This window comes from Mesorhizobium sp. DxT (assembly GCF_058448885.1).
Window position 1 is genome coordinate 53,104 of the sequence record NZ_JBZFLJ010000005.1, and the last position, 19,465, is coordinate 72,568.

General features: G+C 63.3%; 16 protein-coding genes. 4 read left to right on the top strand and 12 right to left on the bottom strand.

Annotation, left to right across the window (positions count from 1 at the left end):
* Together ACVJNE_RS11055 and lexA are read left to right on the top strand one after the other, a co-directional pair.
* A complete protein-coding gene (locus tag ACVJNE_RS11055) occupies positions 1-1,212 on the top strand; it encodes a molybdopterin molybdotransferase MoeA (RefSeq protein WP_499565554.1) in 1,212 nt (403 codons plus the stop codon).
* Positions 1,213-1,534: 322 nt separating this feature from the next.
* Positions 1,535-2,251, top strand: a complete 717-nt coding sequence (lexA, locus tag ACVJNE_RS11060; RefSeq protein ID WP_499565556.1) for a transcriptional repressor LexA — start codon at positions 1,535-1,537, stop codon at positions 2,249-2,251.
* A gap of 659 nt (positions 2,252-2,910) precedes the next feature.
* Here lexA and ACVJNE_RS11065 read toward each other — a convergent pair.
* Positions 2,911-4,950 (bottom strand): ComEC/Rec2 family competence protein, encoded by a 2,040-nt coding sequence (locus ACVJNE_RS11065; RefSeq protein WP_499565558.1) that lies wholly within the window; start codon positions 4,948-4,950, stop codon positions 2,911-2,913.
* Positions 4,951-5,067: 117 nt separating this feature from the next.
* Here ACVJNE_RS11065 and gltX point away from each other — a divergent pair, with 117 nt between their 5' ends.
* Entirely contained in the window at positions 5,068-6,489 is a 1,422-nt protein-coding gene (gene gltX / locus ACVJNE_RS11070; protein ID WP_499565559.1) for a glutamate--tRNA ligase, read from the top strand.
* A 168-nt stretch (positions 6,490-6,657) separates the two neighbouring features.
* On the top strand, positions 6,658-7,947 hold the full coding sequence (gene gltA / locus ACVJNE_RS11075) for a citrate synthase (protein WP_173191447.1): 1,290 nt from the start codon (positions 6,658-6,660) through the stop codon (positions 7,945-7,947).
* A 51-nt stretch (positions 7,948-7,998) separates the two neighbouring features.
* On the opposite strand, the gene lpxB is transcribed toward gltA, so the two are convergent.
* From lpxB to pyrH, 11 genes are all read right to left on the bottom strand, one after another.
* Positions 7,999-9,174, bottom strand: coding sequence for a lipid-A-disaccharide synthase (gene lpxB / locus ACVJNE_RS11080; protein ID WP_499565561.1), 1,176 nt, complete (start codon positions 9,172-9,174; stop codon positions 7,999-8,001).
* The gene (locus tag ACVJNE_RS11085) at positions 9,171-10,067 is read right to left on the bottom strand and encodes an LpxI family protein (protein ID WP_499565563.1); all 897 of its coding nucleotides are present in this window, start codon (positions 10,065-10,067) and stop codon (positions 9,171-9,173) included. Before ACVJNE_RS11085 ends, lpxB begins: the two co-directional genes overlap by 4 nt.
* Positions 10,051-10,881, bottom strand: a complete 831-nt coding sequence (lpxA, locus tag ACVJNE_RS11090) for an acyl-ACP--UDP-N-acetylglucosamine O-acyltransferase (RefSeq protein WP_499565565.1) — start codon at positions 10,879-10,881, stop codon at positions 10,051-10,053. Before lpxA ends, ACVJNE_RS11085 begins: the two co-directional genes overlap by 17 nt.
* Positions 10,882-10,894: 13 nt before the next feature.
* Positions 10,895-11,368 (bottom strand): 3-hydroxyacyl-ACP dehydratase FabZ, encoded by a 474-nt coding sequence (gene fabZ / locus ACVJNE_RS11095; protein ID WP_173193543.1) that lies wholly within the window; start codon positions 11,366-11,368, stop codon positions 10,895-10,897.
* Positions 11,361-12,419, bottom strand: coding sequence for a UDP-3-O-(3-hydroxymyristoyl)glucosamine N-acyltransferase (lpxD, locus tag ACVJNE_RS11100; RefSeq protein ID WP_444725776.1), 1,059 nt, complete (start codon positions 12,417-12,419; stop codon positions 11,361-11,363). Before lpxD ends, fabZ begins: the two co-directional genes overlap by 8 nt.
* A 149-nt stretch (positions 12,420-12,568) precedes the next feature.
* Positions 12,569-14,971 carry an outer membrane protein assembly factor BamA gene (bamA, locus tag ACVJNE_RS11105; RefSeq protein WP_499565567.1) on the bottom strand — a complete coding sequence of 801 codons (2,403 nt, stop codon included), beginning with the start codon at positions 14,969-14,971 and terminating at the stop codon, positions 12,569-12,571.
* A gap of 219 nt (positions 14,972-15,190) precedes the next feature.
* A complete protein-coding gene (gene rseP / locus ACVJNE_RS11110) occupies positions 15,191-16,333 on the bottom strand; it encodes an RIP metalloprotease RseP (protein ID WP_499565570.1) in 1,143 nt (380 codons plus the stop codon).
* 111 nt (positions 16,334-16,444) lie between these two features.
* Entirely contained in the window at positions 16,445-17,281 is an 837-nt protein-coding gene (locus tag ACVJNE_RS11115; protein WP_499565572.1) for a phosphatidate cytidylyltransferase, read from the bottom strand.
* Positions 17,278-17,994: an isoprenyl transferase gene (locus ACVJNE_RS11120; protein WP_499565574.1), complete on the bottom strand. Its 717-nt coding sequence runs from the start codon at positions 17,992-17,994 to the stop codon at positions 17,278-17,280. The genes ACVJNE_RS11115 and ACVJNE_RS11120 overlap by 4 nt, the downstream gene beginning before the upstream one ends.
* A gap of 58 nt (positions 17,995-18,052) precedes the next feature.
* The gene (gene frr / locus ACVJNE_RS11125) at positions 18,053-18,613 is read right to left on the bottom strand and encodes a ribosome recycling factor (RefSeq protein ID WP_421925196.1); all 561 of its coding nucleotides are present in this window, start codon (positions 18,611-18,613) and stop codon (positions 18,053-18,055) included.
* A gap of 60 nt (positions 18,614-18,673) precedes the next feature.
* Entirely contained in the window at positions 18,674-19,396 is a 723-nt protein-coding gene (pyrH, locus tag ACVJNE_RS11130; protein ID WP_368803051.1) for a UMP kinase, read from the bottom strand.
* Positions 19,397-19,465: the final 69 nt, after the last annotated feature.

Consider the following 19,465-nt stretch of genomic DNA (forward strand, 5'->3'; position numbering starts at 1 on the left):
ATGGCTGGCCTGCTGCCGGTTGACGAAGCGCTGCGCCGGCTGCTCGACGATGTGACGGCCCTGCCTCACGAAGATATCACGATTGGTGAGGCCGCGGGGCGTGTTCTGGCCGCTGCAGTCGAGGCACGGCGGACGCAGCCTCCCTTCCCCGCTTCGGCGATGGATGGTTATGCCGTGCGCGCGGCGGACACCACCGACCCGTCCACTGCTTTGAAGGTTATCGGTCAATCGATAGCCGGCAAGCGCTTCGATGGCGCGGTCGGCGCCGGCCAGGCCGTACGCATCTTCACAGGCGCGCCTGTCCCCGAAGGCGCGGATGCGGTTCTGCTTCAGGAAGATGCCGAGCCGGACGAAGACGGGCGAACCGTCCGCGCCAGAGAAGCGGTCACCCCTGGCCGTCACGTAAGGGCTGCCGGGCTCGATTTCCGGGCCGGCGACGTCCTTTTGGCCAAAGGCCGGGTGCTCGACGCGGCAGCGCTGTCGCTCGCAGCAGCCGGCAACCACCCGCTCCTGTCTGTAGTGCGCGCACCGCTGGTGGCGATCCTGGCGACGGGCAGCGAGCTGCTGCCGCCCGGTTCGGAACCCGGGCCCGACCAGATCATCGCATCGAACGGCTACGGGGTCGCGGCGCTGGCGCGCGACGCACGTGCTCGGGTGCTCGACCTGGGCATCGCACCTGACGATCGCGGTATGCTTGCCGCGCGCGTCCGTGACGCACTCTCGGCCGGTGCTGATGTCATCGTGACGCTCGGGGGCGCCTCAGTCGGCGACCACGACCTCGTCCGCGAGGTGCTTACTGGCGAAGGCATGGCGCTCGACTTCTGGAAGATCGCCATGCGCCCCGGCAAGCCGCTGATGTTCGGCAGGCTGGGAGAAACCCGCGTTCTTGGCTTGCCGGGAAATCCGGTTTCAAGCCTTGTCTGCGCGCATCTGTTCCTGAAACCGCTGCTCGCGAACCTTGGCGGCCGCCCACATGTTGCCGACATGAGGGAAGCCGTCCTTGGCGAAGCCATGAAGGCCAATGATCACCGGCAGGATTATGTCCGCGCGGCAGCGACGCATGAGGACGGGCGCCTCGTTGCAAGGCCGTTCGCCGTGCAGGATTCCTCGATGCTGACGACACTGGCGCACGCCAACGCGCTCATCATCCGCGAACCGAACGTGGCCGCTTCGGAGGCTGGAGATGTCTGCCGCGTGCTGATGCTGCGCTGAGCGAGCGGCTTTCTAGTCGCGTTCAACGAGACGAAGATCGTGGCCGGTCGCCGCAATGTGACCCATCCGGTCGGTTCTGGACTGGATGTCCTTCAACCGCTCGATTGCAGCAGCAAGCTCCTTGTCGGAGCGGCGCAGATGTAGATCGCGCCCAGCCTGGCTTCAAACCAGCCGCTCGAGCTCTACAGTCATTTTTTCCCGCGCCACTGTCTCGGAGCCTCCTACGCATTCACGATAATTTAAGCCGTTGCGGAACACAACTGGAACAGATAGTGTTTGTTCTGGTTTTGTTTATGGACTGATTCCCAAAAGGGGCAACAGAATGCTGACGCGCAAGCAACACGAACTGCTTCTCTTCATCCATGAAAGGCTGAAAGAAACTGGCATTCCCCCTTCCTTCGACGAGATGAAGGAGGCGCTCGACCTCGCTTCCAAGTCCGGTATCCACCGCCTGATTACTGCGCTCGAGGAGCGCGGCTTCATTCGACGCCTGCCCAACAGGGCACGTGCGCTGGAAGTGCTGCGGCTGCCAGACTCGATCGCGCCGGGGCTCAATGCGGCCAAAAAGTTCTCGCCCAGCGTCATTCAAGGCAGCCTTGGCCGGGCGCCGGAACCCTCGCGCATCCAGTCTGCCAGCAATGACGATGATGCCGGTGCGGCCGTTGCCATTCCGGTGATGGGCCGGATTGCCGCCGGCGTGCCGATCGAGGCGATCCAGCACAAGACGCACTCGATCAGCGTTCCGCCGGAAATGCTTTCGGGCGGCGAGCACTACGCGCTCGAGGTCAAGGGTGACTCGATGATCGAGGCGGGCATCTTCGACGGCGACACCGTCATCATCCGCGACGGCCAGACCGCCAATCCCGGCGACATCGTGGTGGCTCTCGTCGACGATGAGGAAGCAACCCTCAAGCGGTTCCGCCGCAAGGGCGCCTCGATCGCGCTGGAGGCTGCCAACCCCGCCTACGAAACCCGCATCTTCGGCCCTGATCGCGTGAAGGTACAAGGTAGGCTCGTCGGGCTCATCCGGCGTTATTGATCGGCCATTAGACAAGGTCATGCTCGACTGAGGATGAGCATGAGCATGAGGGGTGGATTGATCGAATCCAACCTATTGGGCTCGATGCACGTCAAGGAATAGCCCGTCGGGCAGCAGGATTCCCGAGCGATGCAGACCCTCCCTCATGCTGGGGGTGCGAGCCCCCGGGTCTTGCCTTCGGCGAGCCCGAGGACAGGCTCCGCGAGCCTCGAAGGACGCACCGATCAGTGCTTTCGCTGCAAAGGCATCGCGGCAGCCGGCTGGCTGTTACTCACCTTGCGATTTCTGCCAGGGTGGAAGTCCCCTCGCCTCACGCGAATACTGCCGGTGCGCGTGCCAGGGCCGATAGGGTTCGCGGATCGCGAAACGAATGTTTGGGTAAAAAGCCGGTCTCGCGGAAGTGCGATTCCTGACACCGGCGTCTGTGCCACTGCTTGCTTCGGTTCCGCGTGTTTCGCCGGCGATGTCTTTCTCGAAAACGATCTCGGCGCTCCCGCGGCGGGCCAAATCGCGCTTGGTGATGACGGTGACGCTGCTGCCGCGACAGGGACTGTTCGCCGTTGCGTCGTCGATGACGATGAGGCTCGCATAAGAACACGCAGTCGAAGCCGTTCGTTCGCCGTCGGCGTGAACGACTATGCCGCCGCCGCCATGGCGCGCTACGCAAAGCCCTTCCCGGCACTGGAATGGCAACGCACCCTGATCATCGGCCGGGGTGGCCGAGGCGGCCCGGCGTCACCTTCCACAGGCCGTGCAACATCGCCCGCATTCGCAGCCCGCTGCCAGTTCTGGAAGGTGAAGGTGCTTGGTCGTTGGCGGTTTACGGCGAGTCTGCCGTCACCGAGATCGACCGCAACAAGCCGCGCGTCCTCGGAGACGTAGACGTGAGGCAGCTGGCGTGTCGCGATCAGCAACGCGCCGGCGACGAGCATCGGAAGTGCTGCCCAGCGTAGTGCGCTGCCGGCCATGGTCATGATCGCCAATGCCGCTGTCAGTACAAGCACCGCCGAAAGCGGGATCGCCCCGGTGGCATCGAATGCCGATCGCTCCGCGAGCCACAGGGCTATCGAATTCATCGCGGATATGCCCATCCCCATCGCGTACAACGCCGGCCCTTCCAGGCCGAAGGGCATCAACAGGCATGCGAAAACCGCTGCCGGCATGACGATGGCGGAAACGAATGGCATGGCCGCAAGGTTGGCGACGAGGCCGAGCGGCGAGACCTGCTGGAAATGCCATGCTGTGAAAAGCGCCGTCGCGAGACCGGCAACGACTGACGTCAGCGACAGTCCCGAGACGTATTTCATGCCCGTTGTGAAGGCCAGCCGCACGGGACCGTACTTTGACGCCTGTCGGCGCGGCGTCCGCCTTTCGCGGTACGAGGCCCAGGCCGCGTAGGCCGCCACGAGCGCGGCGGTTGCAGCAAACGACATGTGGAAGCTCGGCCCCATCACCTCATGCGGGGCGATCAGCAGGATGATGACGGCCGATATGGCAAGGTTGCGCATCGTGAGCGCCGCGCGGTCGACCATGACGGCAAGCAGCATCACCGCAAGCATGGTGAAGCTGCGCTGCGCTGCAATGCCTGCGCCCGAAATGACGAGGTAGGCCGCCGTCGCGGCGAGCGCGCCGAAGGCGGCATATTTCTTCGCCGGCTGTCGCGAGGAAAAGCCCGGTGCAAGCGCAAAGGCGGTGCGCAAGCCGAACATCACAGTCCCGGCCACCAAGGCCATATGCAGGCCGGAGATGGAGATGACGTGATAGAGCCCGACTACGCGGAGCGCCTCGTTCATCTGTTCCGGTATGCCTGCGCGGATACCGGTAATCAGGGCGGCCGCGATAGCGCCCTCAGGGCCGCCGATGCTGGCCGCGATGTCCTGCGCCATGCGTGTACGCCAGCCCTCCACCCATGCGGCGGCGGCAGTCATCAACCCGGGTTTGTCTGCCGTTTCCACGAGCTCCGGATTTCTGAGGAAAAAGCCGACCGCGCCGATACCGTCAAAGTAGCTGTTGAAGGCAAAGTCATAGCTCTGCGGGCGGACTGGCCCGGAAGCAGGCATCAGCCGGACGAGACCTTGCACGGCATCTCCAGGCCGCAATGTTTCCGGCACTTCGCGGGCGGTTGCACGAACGCGATCCGGCGCATACCGAAGCGCCGGCCGCTCGGTCGCGATGACATCGAGCGTCAGGCGGATGCGGCCCGATGCCTGCTGCTCGATGCGGACGACGCGGCCGGTCAGGCGCGTTGAAATCTCGGAGCCGAGCATCTGCGTGCTGGCCCGCCATGTCTCGAATTTCGCGGCAAGAACGCCTGTGAGCGTGATCAACACCGCGAGAGACGCCATCCGTAGTCCAGGCCGGTTTGCGAGCGCGAGTGACAGGGCCACGAGCAGACCAGTGGTCAGAAGCAGGCCGCCAAGTCCTGGCTCGGTCGGTGCCGAGAAGTAGAAAAGCGCGCCCAGCGCGATGAAGACCGGCACGAAGACGAACGCGGTGCCATGCTCAAGCTCGCTGTCCAAGCTGCTGCGCAGCACAGGACCGAGCCTGGCGAGCGGAGTGAGACTGCTTGTCGGTACGGGTAGCGACGGCGCTCGCAGGGTTTGCGGAAGATGGACTTCGGGGGCAGCATTTTCAGGCGCGACGACACGCGCGCCGAACTGAAGGCGCTCGTCCTGTCGCGTCGCCGTCTCCCCGTCCATGCGGCGTTCCCCACCCGGTAATCGCTTGCACGCCGAAGCCTCTATGCTACATGAGCCCCATCAAAACACCACAGGCGCAGCCGCTGCGCGCCCTCATCCGTTTCCGGGGAAGAAGAAATGTCCGACAAGGTCGTCACCCGTTTTGCGCCGTCACCCACCGGCTACCTGCATATCGGCGGCGCGCGCACCGCGCTTTTCAACTGGCTGTTCGCCAAACACACCGGCGGCAAGATGCTGCTGCGTATCGAGGATACCGACCGCGAGCGGTCGACCGATGCGGCAACGGCAGCGATCCTCGACGGCCTCTCTTGGCTCGGTCTGGGTTGGGACGGGGAACCCGTCTCCCAGTTCGAACGCGCGCAGCGTCATCGCGAGGTGGCCGAAGAGCTCGTGCGCAACGGCAAGGCCTATCGGTGCTACGCCACGCAGGCGGAGCTTGAGGAGATGCGCGAGAAGGCGCGCGCCGAGGGCCGTCCGCCGCGCTATGACGGACGCTGGCGCGACCGCGATCCCTCGGAGGCCCCGGCAGGCGTGAAGCCCGCCATCCGCATCAAGGCGCCTACGGACGGCGAGACGATCGTGCGCGACCGAGTGCAGGGCGACGTCAAGTTCCCCAACAAGGATCTCGACGATTTCATCATCCTGCGGTCCGACGGGAACCCGACCTATATGCACGCCGTCGTCGTAGACGATCACGACATGGGCGTGACCCATATCATTCGGGGCGACGATCACCTGACCAACGCGGCGCGCCAGACGGTCATCTACAACGCGATGGGCTGGGATGTGCCGGTGATGGCGCATATCCCGCTGATCCACGGGCCGGACGGCGCGAAGCTTTCCAAGCGCCACGGCGCACTGGGTGTCGAGGCTTATCGCGCGATGGGCTATCTTCCGGAAGCGCTGCGCAACTATCTCGCGCGCCTCGGCTGGAGCCATGGCGACGACGAGGTCATGTCCACTGCGCAGATGATCGAGTGGTTCGAGATCGAGGACGTCAACAAGGGGGCCGCGCGCTTCGATTATCAGAAGCTGGAAGCCCTCAATGGCGTGCATATGCGCCAGAGCGACGACGCCGATCTTCTGGAGCAGTTCATCGCGACATTGCCCTATATCGAGGAGCCCGGCGCCATTCCGCGCGAGCCGGACGCCGCGCAGCGGGCGATGCTGTTTGCCGCCCTGCCCGGCTTGAAGGAGCGCGCGAAGACGCTCGTCGAACTGGCTGACAGCGCGCAATATCTGTTCGTCCAGCGCCCCTTATCGCTCGATGAGAAGGCAGCGCAGATTCTCGACGGCGACGCACGCGCGGTGATCGCCGCGCTGCTGCCGGATTTTGAGGCGCTTGGCGAATGGTCCGCAGAAACAACGGAAGCCGTCGTGCGCGCCTATGCGGAAAAGGCGGGCCTCAAGCTTGGAAAGGTTGCGCAGCCGCTGCGCGCGGCGCTGACCGGCAGGGCCACATCGCCCGGCGTTTTCGACGTGCTTGCCGTGCTTGGCCGGGAAGAAAGCCTCGGCCGGCTGCGCGATCAAAGCGTCTGAACGATTGTGGCGAAGTCGCGTTTTTTGCGTTGCAACAATGTGACCTTGGGATAGCTTGGCACGCTCCCGCAAATCGGATAGCAAGAGCGCGCAATCGGAGCGCGGTTGTTATGCGTCATAGCTGATCGGCGTCGAGGGCGGGCTAACGTACATTGAGAGGTGATAGGGATGACCAGTTCGACTGCAAAGCTTGAATTGAACGGCAAAGCCAGCGAATTCAAGGTACGAAAAGGCTCGGTCGGACCAGAGGTCATCGACATCAGCTCGCTCTACAAGGACACGGGGCTGTTCACCTACGATCCCGGTTTCACGTCCACCGCGAGCTGCGAATCGGAAATCACCTATATCGACGGCGATGCCGGCATGCTGCTGCACCGCGGCTATCCGATCGACCAGCTCGCCGAGCACGGCGACTTCCTGGAAGTGTGCTACCTGCTTCTCTACGGCGAACTGCCGACGAAGGCGCAGAAGGACGATTTCGACTACCGCGTGACGCGCCACACCATGGTGCATGAGCAGATGACCCGGTTCTTCACCGGCTTCCGCCGCGATGCGCATCCGATGGCGGTTATGTGCGGCGTCGTCGGCGCTATGTCGGCGTTCTATCACGACTCCACCGACATCTCCGACCCGCACCAGCGTATGGTCGCCTCGATCCGCATGATCGCGAAGATGCCGACGATCGCCGCGATGGCGTACAAGTACCATGTCGGCCAGCCCTTCATCTATCCGAAGAACGAGCTGAACTTCGCCGCCAACTTCCTGCACATGTGCTTCGCCGTGCCTTGCGAGGACTACAAGGTCAATCCGGTGCTGGCGCGCGCGATGGAGCGCATCTTCATCCTGCATGCCGACCACGAGCAGAATGCGTCGACCTCGACGGTTCGGCTCGCTGGCTCTTCCGGCGCCAACCCGTTTGCCTGCATCGCTGCCGGCATTGCCTGTCTGTGGGGGCCGGCGCATGGCGGCGCCAACGAGGCTGCCCTCAACATGCTGGCGGAGATCGGTTCCGTCGACCGCATCCCCGAGTTCATCGACCGCGCCAAGGACAAGAACGACCCGTTCCGCCTGATGGGCTTCGGCCACCGCGTCTACAAGAACTACGATCCGCGCGCCAAGATCATGCAGAAGACCACGCATGAGGTTCTGGGCGAACTCGGCATCAAGGACGACCCGCTTCTCGACGTGGCGATGGAGCTGGAAAAGATCGCGCTGACGGACGAGTATTTCATCGAGAAGAAGCTCTACCCCAACATCGACTTCTATTCCGGCATCACGCTCAAGGCGCTCGGCTTCCCGACCACCATGTTCACCGTGCTTTTCGCAGTCGCCCGTACGGTCGGCTGGATTGCCCAGTGGAAGGAGATGATCGAGGATCCGCACCAGAAGATCGGCCGTCCTCGCCAGCTCTACACCGGCCATGGCGAGCGCGACTACGTGCCGATCGCCAAGCGCTGATCGATACTTTCGAGACAAAAAGAAGAGGGCGCCGTCGGCGCCCTTTTTCGTTCAGCCTGGCTTCTTCTCGAGAACCGCCAGCAGCGCTTCGGCTGCAAGTTCGCCTGATGGCCTGTCCGTTTCCATGGCTTTTCGGATGTCGGCGAAGCCGGCCATCTGGACAGCGCGGGCTGGCGTATCTGCGGTGAGCTGCTCAGTATAGCGTGCGAGCCGCCCCGGCCGGAGCTGGCCGTCGTAATATTCCGGCACGACTGGCCAGTCCGCAATCAGGTTTGGCAGCGAAGCCGACCATGCCGTGATCATGCGGGCCATCACCGAACCGATGACGGGGTCGGTGCGATAGCACGACACGAATGGCACGCCACACAGCGCCAGCTCCAGCGTCACGGTACCAGATGCGGCAATTGCGGCATCGGCCTCGGCAAACGCCTGCCACTTCTCCTCGTCCCCATGGACGACGCGCGGACGCACCGGCCAGTCTGCCGTGCCCGCTTCCACCAGAGGCGCGACATGAGGCACTGTCGGGATCGCCACATCGAACAAATTGCCGCGCGCGGCAAGGATTCGCACGGCCTCGCCGAAGGGCTCAAGCAGCCGCTTGACCTCGCTACGACGCGAGCCGGGCAGGATCAGCAGCTTTTTCGGTTGATCCGTTGCGCGTACCTGCGCCGCCTGTCCCTCGGCTGCGGCGACAATGCCTGGGTGGCGCACCAGCCGATGACCGACATAGGTGCCGTGCGGCCCGTCGAGATCGGCCAACGCCTTCGGCTCGAACGGCAGCAGGCACAACACCTCGTCGACATAAGGCCGCATGGCCGGAGCCCGTCCGGGTCGCCAGGCCCAGACGCTGGGGCACACATAATGGATGATCGGGATCGACGGGTCCGCCGCTCTCACCTTCTTCGCGACGCGCAAGGAGAAATCGGGGCTGTCGATGGTCACGAGGCAATCGGGCGCAGCGCGCACCACAGCCTGTGCTGTATCGTTGAGGCGGCGCATAAGGCGAGGCAAGCTCGCGACAACAGCGCTCACGCCCATCAATGCAATCTCGGAGCCGTCGAACAAGGGGTCCAGGCCGAGCGCCTGTAGATGCCTGCCGCCGACGCCGACCAGTTCCACCTCATGTCCGGTACGCGCTGCCAATGCCCTCACAAGGTCCGCGCCAAGCAGATCGCCGGATTCCTCACCGGCAACGACTGCTATTCGCAAGGGCCTGGCCGGGGTCATTGATCGTCCTCCGGTTTCGCGGGCATTCCGACGACGAACAGGCCGAGCTCATCGGCGCGGGCAATCGTCCTGTCAAAATCGAGGATGAAAGAGCGCCCGGCATCGACGGCAATGCCCGCCAAACCCGCCTTGTGGGCGCCCTCCACTGTCTGTGGGCCTATGGCGGGCAGGTCTGCGCGGCGCTCCTGAAGAGGTTTGCAGTGTTTGACGAGAACACCCCGCTTCTTGCCAGCCAGCCTTCCATGGCCGCGCATCTGCGCCGTGCGTTCAAGCAGTCCGTCCGTGCCCTCTATGCCTTCGAGAGCGATGGCACGCCCGCCTATCGCAATCGCCGCCTGGCCGATGTCGAGTCGTCCGATGGCAAGGGCGGCTTCGGACGCCGCTTCCAGGTCGCGGCGGTCGTGCGACGTTGGCGTCATGCGCGTCAATGTACCTTCCGGTGCCAGCAGGTCCGGTACGATTTCGTGTGGGCCCACCACCGTGATGTCGTTGGCCTCCGCAATCTCGATGATCGTGCGCAGGAGCCCGTCGTCTCCGCGCAAGAGGCCGGCGGCCACGCGCGGCAACAGCGCCAGGGTGGACAGGTTCCACCGTACCCGGCGCAAATTCGGGCGCCGGACGACGTTGCCCGACATGACCAGTCGTCTCACACCGTGCTTCTTGAGAAGCGGCAACGCCTGGCCGAAATCCTCAACTGCGAGCACGGCCGGATCTGCCGCATTAAAGGCCCGCTTGTCGTCGACTTCCCCGGCAATCAGGATAACGAAAGGCTTTTCTCCGCGATCGACAAGCGTTCTGACGACCGCGACCGGCAGTGCTCCGCCGCCGGCGATGACGGCGATGCGGCCGTCACGGCTTGCCTGCGCTTTCGGTTGGTCAGCCCTGGTCATCATCCGCGGCATCGTCGCCATCGAGCGGCGGTACGGCGAAGTGGCGCTTGCCGCGCTGCGTGATGAAGTCGACGATCTCAATGACCGCCGGCGAGCCGGCAAACAGCGCCCGCACGTCCTCGGCACTTTCGAGCAGGGGCTTTTCCGGCGAGAACAGGATGCGATAGGCCGCGCGCAGGTTTGCAAGGTCGCTGCGCGCCATGCCCGAGCGCTTCAGGCCCACGACATTGAAGCCGCGCAGCTTCGCGCGGTTGCCAACAGCCATGCCGTAGGGGATGACGTCCCCGACGACGGCAGAGCAGCCGCCAAGGAACGCACGGCGCCCCACCCGGACGAACTGATGGACTGCGGTCAGGCCACCGATGATGACGTAGTCGCCGATCTCGCAATGGCCGCCGAGCGTCGCGCCGTGTGTCAGTGTGACGTTGTCGCCGACGATGCAATCATGGGCCACATGCGAGTACGCAAGGAAGAAGCCGTTCGCGCCGACGGTCGTGGCACCGCGGCCGCTATCGGTGCCGACATTCATCGTCACGGATTCGCGTATGTCGCAGTTCTCGCCGATGGTCAGCGTCGTGCGGCCGCCCTTGTGCTTGGAATCCTGCGGCGGCCCACCCAGCGCGGCGAATGCCTGCGCGCGGGTGCCCGCACCGACGGTGGTGGCGCCCGTTACCGAGACATGGCCGGCAAGGTGTACATTGTCACCGAGCACGACCTCCGCGCCCACATGGCAGAAGGGTCCGACATGGACACCGGCGCCCAGTTGCGCTCCTGGCTCCACGAAGGCGGTCTGGTGGATGAATGTTTCGCTGGTCATGATCCTGGGCGGCTCAGTTTGCCGGCTTGGGCGACATCATCGCCGATATTTCCGCCTCGGCAACCTTGGTTCCCTCGACGATTGCCTCGCAGGCGAAACGCCAGATATTGCCGCGCTGCTTGAGCTTCTTGACGTGGATTTCCAGGCGATCGCCCGGCACCACCGGACGGCGGAACTTGGCGTTGTCGATGGTCATGAAATAGACGAGCGACGGCTTGTCCTCGCCGGTTGAGCGAATGCAGATAGCGCCGGCCGTCTGTGCCATTGCTTCTACGATAAGCACCCCCGGCATCACCGGTTGCTCGGGAAAGTGCCCCTGAAAATGGGGCTCGTTCGCCGTGACGTTCTTGATGCCGATCGCCGAATTGTCTCCGTCGATCTCCACGATCCGATCGACAAGCAGAAACGGGTAGCGATGTGGCAGCAGCCGCATCAGGCCAAGTATGTCGAGGCTGTCGAGCGAGTTGGCGGCTGCGGTGTCATTCATCCCGCGGTCCCTTTCCCGTCTGGTCGTTTGTGAGTTTTCGGATCGTCGCGATCTCTCTGAACAGGCTCTTCAGCGGCTGTGCAGGTGCACCACCCCAGCGCGCGCCGGCCGGAACGTCGTTCATCACGCCGCTGCGCGCCGCGATGGCGGCGCCACTGCCGATGCTGATGTGGTCGGCAAGGCCGACACTGCCGCCCAGCATTACCCCATCGCCCAGCTGTACCGAGCCGGACAAACCGCAAAGACCGGCGATCAGGCAGAACCGACCGATCCGGACGTTGTGGGCGATCTGGACGAGATTATCGATCTTCGAGCCTTCGCCGATGATTGTGTCGGAAAGCGTGCCGCGGTCGACCGTGGTATTCGCCCCAATCTCGACGTCATCCTGTATGATGACCCGTCCGATCTGCGGGATCTTTTCCGGCCCGGACCGGCCCGCGGCAAAGCCGAAGCCATCCTGTCCAATCCGTACCCCGGCATGGATGATCACACGATTGCCGATCAGCGCGTTCTGAACCGAAGCCCCCGGTCCCACAAAACTGTCACGCCCGATCTGGCAGGACGATCCGATTACGGCTGTTGGCGCAATCACGGTTCCGCTGCCGATCGCGGCTCGCGGTCCCACGACAGCGCCAGCCTCGATGATAGCGCCGGGCTCGATGAGCGCATCGGGATGAACATGAGCACCCGGCGACACGCCGGTTTCGCCCGTCAACGGCGCAGGGCGCACGGCGGCAGGAAACATGATCCTGCCGATCGCAGCAAAATCGGATTGCGGCCTCGCTGAAACGACGATCGCACTGCCGTCGCGCACGGAACCGGCAACGTCTTCAGTGCAGAGCACGACCGAAGCCTCGATGACCTCGAGTTTCGCCGCGTTGCGCTTGCCGTCGATGAAGATCAGGGCACCGGGACCGCCCTCGCCGGCTGAAACGAGCTTCGACACCTCGTTCTGAGCCAGCTGGGGCGTGCGGAGTTCCGCGCCCGTCAGCGTCGCGATCTCAACCGCGGTAAACCGGCGCGACGGTTCGAAGAATACCGGATCGGTCATGCAAACCTTCTCTTCCGGGCCGGTTGCCAGCCCGGAAGCGCCTTGCCCGTTTTCAGGGCACGGCCCGCTCCCCATGGGTCCAGGCCGCGCTCATCATCGTTCGTTGCGCAACGGACCTGCCGAAGCCGCCACAATGCCGGCACGACGCGCTAGAAACGGGTCGAGATACCGAAGCTGAAGTTCTGAATCTGGTCGCCCTCTTCCTTCATGACCGGCACGGCGTAGTCGACACGCAGCGGACCGAAGGGCGACGCCCAGATCAAGCTCGCACCCACCGATGCGCGCCACTCCATCTCGCTCCCGAGAACAGCACCCTGGCCGGTCAGCTTGTTGCCGTAGAGGGTCGCAGCGTCAGCAAAGGCGGCAGCACGCAGGCCGATGCCCGTCGGAATGAACGGCATCGGGAACTGCACTTCGGCGGACGCATTGAAATAGGTGGTGCCGCCGAGATGGTTGTAAACCGTGTCACCATTGGCATTGAGCGTGGTCTGGTAGGGACCGATACCGTTGCTCTTGAAGCCACGGATCATGCGATCATTGTTCTGGAAATGATCGAACACGCGCAGTCCGTCATTGCCGTAGGCGGCGATGTGACCAGCGCCCGCGGACAGCAGGCCGACGAGATCCATCTCCTCGGACAGCAGGTGGTAGTAGCTGCCGCGCGCCGTCAGCTTGGTCCACTGTGCGTCGCCGCCGATGCCTGCCACCTCGACGGTGCCGTTGAGATAGAGACCTTCGCGCGGGTTGCGCATGTCGTCGATGGTGTTGAACAGCAGCGTGCCGCTGACCGAGGACTTGGTCCAGGGGCTCTGGTTGTCGATGGCGTCCTTCAGATAATCCGAGAGCGTGCAGTCCTCATGGTCGCGTCTGGGATTACCTTGATCATCCAGGCAAACACCGCTGTAGACGTATTTTTCCTGCGTCAGGTTATAGGCAAACTGCGTGCTGAGCGCCTGCGTGATCGGCAGGCCGAAACGTACGGTACCGCCGGTCAGTTCGCTGTCGTAACCCTGATTGTACTCGCGCGTCTGGCGATAGATATCGAAGCCAGCGCTGATACGACGCCCGAGGAAATACGGCTCCGTAAACGAGACAGTGTAGTCGCGAGAATTCCTGCCGCCCGCCATCGAGAGGCGGATCGACTGGCCGCGGCCAAGGAAGTTTCGCTCGGCGATCGAGCCTTCGACGCTGAAGCCGGAGGTTGCCGAATTGCCGGTCGTGTAGCCACCGCCGACGGACAGCTCACCGGTCGACTTCTCGATGACGTCGACGACCAGGATAACACGATCCGGCTCGGAACCGGGCGCGGTTGCTATGTTGACGGTCTCAAAGAAATCAAGCCTTTCCAGGCGGCGCTTGGCGCGCTGGATGAGAACCTGATTGAACGCGTCGCCTTCGCTGAAGTCGAATTCACGACGAATCACATAGTCGCGCGTGCGCTGGTTGCCGCGAATCTCGATACGCTCGATATAGGCGCGCGGCCCCTGGTCGATCGTATAGACGACGGAAATCGTCTGGTTCTCGAAGTTGCGGTCGCCGCGCGGGGTTACCTGCGCGAACGCATAACCGAGATCGGCAACACGCTCCGAGAGGCCGACCAGCGAATCCTCGACCGCCTTGGCGCTGTAGTAGTCGCCGCTCCGGGATTCGAGCTGGTTGCGCAGTGCCTGACCATCCAGGCCCTCGACAGTGCTCTCCACTTCGATGGAGCCGAAGCGATAACGCTGGCCTTCGTCCACCGTGAAGCTGACGCGGTAGGAATTCGCCGCCTCGTCGAACTCGCCAAAGGCCGAGATGACACGGAAGTCAGCGAAGCCGCGATTGTAGTAGAAGCGGCGTAGCGCTTCCTCGTCGGCACGCAGCCGGTCCTCGTCATAGATGTCGTTGCGGGTCAGCCACGACATGACGTTCGACTGCTTGAGCGAAATCACCTCGCGCAGGCGACCGTCGGAGAAGGTGTTGTTGCCTTCGAAGGTGACCGAAGCAATCTTCGTGCGATCGCCTTCCTGGATATTGAAGATGACGTTGACGCGACCTTGGCCGAGGTCGACGACCTCCGGGGAAACGGTGGCGTCTTCACGGCCGGTACGGCCGTATGCCTGACGGATCGTCTCGGCGTCGGCTTCCATCATCGCGCTGGAATAAGCGCCGCGCGGACGAAGCTGAATCTGACGGCCGAGGTCGGCATCCTTCAGACGCCGGTTACCCTGGAAAAGAACCTGATTGACGATCGCGTTCTCGTCGACGCTGACGATCAGCGTCGAGCCCGACTGGTTGATGCGCACATCCGAGAACATGCCCATCGAGAACAGCCGCTTGACCGCTTCATCGACATCGGCGTTGCTGAAATTCTGGCCAGGACGAATGCCGGTGTTGTTGCGGATGGTTTCGGCATCCACGCGGCGGTTGCCGCGAACCTCGATGCTGCTCACGACGGCGGCCTGCGCGACCGTCGTCGATGCAAGCTGCAACGCGCCGGCGCCGGATACTATGAATCCGACCGAAAGGGCGGCCGCCGAAGCGGCGCTCAACAAACTGGAAGCTGCCTTCATTGGGCTTTAAAACCTTTTATTCTCGTAGTCCCCACGGCGAGAAACCCGGACGTCGCGGTCAATTCTGCTACCGTATTACCCGTATTTTCCATACACGCAAGGCTTCGGGTTAACATGCGTTTACTAAATCCCCGAGCGTGGCTTTCACGTCACTCCAATTCGACCCCATGGTAAACGAGCGGTCAACCGAAACGCCAAGTCACGCATTTTCTTCACATTTCAGCAACCGAATAGGTCGTTCCAGAACACGAACACCATAAAGGCCAGCACAAGCACCAGGCCGATTCGGTAGACCATCTCCATGATCCGCTCCGACACCGGGCGCCTCATGACGGCCTCGACCCCATAGAACACCAGATGCCCGCCGTCGAGGGGCGGAATCGGCAGCAGGTTCAGAAAGCCGATGCCCACGGAGAGCAAGGCAACAAGCTGCACAAGCCATTCGAAGCCAAGTGCGGCCGCCCTGCCCGCCATATCGGCGATCTTCACGGGGCCGCCGAGCTGGCAGCGGTCTTCGCGCCCCACCGCAAAGCGCTGCAGGAACTGGCCGGTCCGGGCGATGATGTATCCGGTCTCCTTGACCGCCTCACCGGCCGCTTCAACAGGATTGAACGTCAGGTGTCGCGGCTGGCCGAGCTCGGCATTGTTGACAACGCCGATGACGCCGACGCGGATGGTATTGCCGAGCGCGTCTTCCTGTTCCACGACTTCCGGCGTCGCCGTCAGCGTCACTTCCGCGCCGTCGCGAAGCATGACGAAAACGATGGAGTCGCCGGCGCGACCCGAGACCAGGCGCTGTACATCGCCGAACGTGTCGATACGTCGCCCGTCAACCGAGACGAACCGGTCGCCTGGCTGGAAGCCCGCAACATCGGCCGGGCTGTCGACCCGCACCTCCGCAACGGTCGGTTCGGCGACATAACGGCCATACATCGAAAACATCACCGTAAACACGGCGATCGCCAGCAGAAAATTGAACAGAGGGCCGGCAAAAACGGTCGCGGCACGTTTCCAGACCGGCTGCAGATGGAACGCCACCTTGCGTTCCTCGGCGCTCAGCGAGTCGTCTTCCTCGCGGTTCGACGGTTCGCTGGTGACGCTCATGTCACCGACGAACTTGACGTATCCACCCAGTGGAATCGCGGAAAGCTTCCAGCGCGTTCCACGCCTGTCGTTGAAACCCAGAAGTTCCGGCCCGAAGCCTATCGAGAACTCTCGTACCCCGATGCCGCACCAACGGCCGACAAGGTAGTGACCCATCTCATGGACGAACACGACCACGGTCAACACGAACAGAAAGGGGATTATGGTCGTGATGACGATATTGTCGAAGCTGAAGAATGTGGTCAGAAATTCGTTCAAGACGTCCCCTTACCCTTTTGGCACGCAACACTGTCGTCTCTTAGCGCAACAATACTGGCGAATCCGTGTCCGAAACTGACGCGATTTTTCGTTGCTGCAAACGCTTGAGCGTCAGCGACCGAACAGCGCATTTGCGGGCACGTCCAGTCCGGAAGCAGCCGCACCGATGACGAAAAGCATGAAGGCAGCGGCGACAAGCCCATCGACACGATCCATCACACCACCGTGACCCGGGATGAGTCCGCTCGAATCCTTGGTGCCGAACCGGCGCTTGAGCGACGATTCGAAGAGGTCGCCAATCTGAGAGACGATCGAAAGGATCAAGGCCAGAGCTGCAGTCGCCAGCACACCCCAGACTATGCCTGCATAGAGCGCGACCGCACCGCCGGCGACGATACCGGCAATCGTTCCGCCGATAGCACCGCTCCAGGTCTTGCCCGGCGAAATCGATGGCGCGAGCTTTGGGCCGCCGATCGCGCGTCCGACGAAATAGGCGAGAATGTCGGTCGCCCATACAATGGCGAAAAGGAAAAGCGTCGCGGCGAGCCCAGCCCCATCGTCGCTACGCAGTGCAGCAAGCGAGATCGCGGAGAGCCCTGCATACGCCACGCCAGCAACCGGCCAGAACCCCCGCCGGTCGTAGGCCGCATGCGCTGCGCCGACGATAACTGCCACCACGAGGGCGATAAGCAGCGTTGCCGCCGGCACGCCAGCCAGCAGCATGGCAAGAACGACAGCAAGAAGGCCCCACAGAACGGTGCGGTGTGCGGTGGCATCTCGCGGCGACGCCATTGCCGTCCATTCATAAAGGACCGCACCGGCGATCCCTGCACAGAGAATGCGATACCAGAACCCGCCGGCCCAGGTCAGGACCAGCACCACCGCTACGAGCACGATGGCGGACAAGACGCGCTGCTGCAAATTGCTCCGGCCTGCGCCCTTTGTCATAGGGCGACGTCGCGGGCGGTCACGCCGCCAAACCGACGCTCGCGCGCGGCAAAGCTCTCGATTGCCTGTTCGAGTTCGGCAAGGCCGAAGTCCGGCCAGTAGCAGGGCATGAACACCAGTTCGGAATAGGCCGCCTGCCAAAGCAGAAAATTGGAGAGGCGCTGCTCTCCACTCGTGCGGACGATCAGGTCAGGGTCCGGTATCAGTTTCGTGTCGAGGAACTGGCCGAATGCCTCCGGCGTGATGTCGGCCGGATCGAGGGTGCCGGCCCGGACGGATTCCGCGATCGCCGCTGCCGCGCGGGCTATCTCGTCGCGGGCACCATAGTTGAAGGCGATCACGAGGTTCATCGACCGGTTGGCGACGGTCAGCGTCTCGGCTTCTTCGACGAGCGCCCGGATGTCGGGGGCGAGGCTTGCCCGCTCACCGATCATGCGCACGCGCACGCCTGCCTGGTGGATTTCGGCGAGGTCGCGGCGAATGAACAGTTTCAGCAGGCCCATAAGGTCGCTGACCTCGGCCTTGGGCCGCGACCAGTTCTCCGAAGAGAACGCGTAAACGGTGAGCCATTCGATGCCGAGGTCGCCTGCGGCCCTCACCGTGCGGCGCAGTGCTTCCACGCCGGCGCGATGGCCGGCAGCGCGCGGCAGGCCGCGTGCCTTGGCCCAGCGGCCGTTGCCGTCCATGATGATCGCGATATGGGCGGGCTTCAAATCCCGTTTCCTTTCCGCGGGTCCCGCGCGCCGGAGCGACGCTCCGGCACAGGCGCGGTCAAACCTGCATGATCTCCGCTTCCTTCTCGGACAGAAGGCTGTCGATCGAGGTGATCGTGTCGTCGGTCAGTTTCTGCACACGTTCCGACTGGACGCGCGAGTCGTCTTGGCTGATCTCGCCGTCTTTCTCCGCCTTCTTGGCATTTTCCATGCCGTCGCGGCGAACATGCCTGGCCGCCACTTTCGCGTTTTCCGCGTACTGGTGCGCGATCTTGACCAGCTCCTTGCGGCGCTGCTCGTTGAGCTCCGGCAGCGGGATGCGAAGGTTCGTACCGTCGACGATCGGATTGAAGCCAAGATTGGATTCGCGGATGGCGCGATCGACGGCGCCGACAAGCTGCTTGTCCCACACCGAAACCGAGATCATGCGCGGTTCGGGCACCGTCACCGTCGCGACCTGGTTGATGGGCATGGGCGCGCCGTAAGCCTGAACCTGGATCGGGTCGAGCAGGTTCGCGGAAGCGCGGCCCGTGCGCAGCGATGCCAGATCGTGCTTGAACGCACCGATCGCACCTTCCATGCGCCGCTGCAGGTCCTTGAAATCAATTCCGGTGCTCATCTCAACCCTCCGCTTCCGGCGTCGCCGGTCGTTCTCTGTGGTGTTCTTCGGCGGATGCCGTCAGGCTTCGCTGACGACTGTGCAGCGGCCTTCGCCACGCAAAATGGCACCGAAACCACCTTCTTCATGAATCGAATAGACGATTATCGGAATGTTGTTCTCGCGTGCAAGTGCAATTGCGGCCGTATCCATGATCGACAGGCCGTTGCGCAACACTTCCTGATGGGTGATGCGGTCGTAGCGCTTGGCGGCCGGATCCTTCTTCGGGTCCGCCGTATAGACGCCGTCCACCTGCGTGCCCTTGAACAGCGCATCGGCGCCGATCTCGGCGGCGCGCAGCGCGGCTGCGGAATCGGTCGTGAAGAACGGATTTCCCGTTCCGCCGGCAAAGATCACAACCTTGCCCTGGTTCATGTAGGCTGTTGCCTGGCGCTGCGAGAAGCTTTCGCAAAGCTCCGGCATGGCTATCGCCGAGAGAACCACCGCTTCGACGCCGATCTTGACCAGCGACGTCCGCAGCGCGAGGGAATTGATCACGGTGGCCAGCATGCCCATATGGTCGCCGGTCACGCGGTCGCCGCCCTTGGACGCTACGGCGACGCCGCGAAAGATGTTGCCGCCACCGATCACGACGCCAACCTCGACGCCCATGTCGCGCGCCTGCTTGATGTCGGCGGCAATGCGATCGACGACCGAGACGTCGATACCGAAGCCCTGTTCGCCCATGAGCGCCTCGCCGGAGGCTTTGAGAAGGACACGGCGAAAGGCGGGTTTGGGGGGCATGGGGTCCTCTTTGTCGGCTGATGCGAAGCTGCGATACACGAAGGGCGCCGCGATGTCACGCGGCGCCCT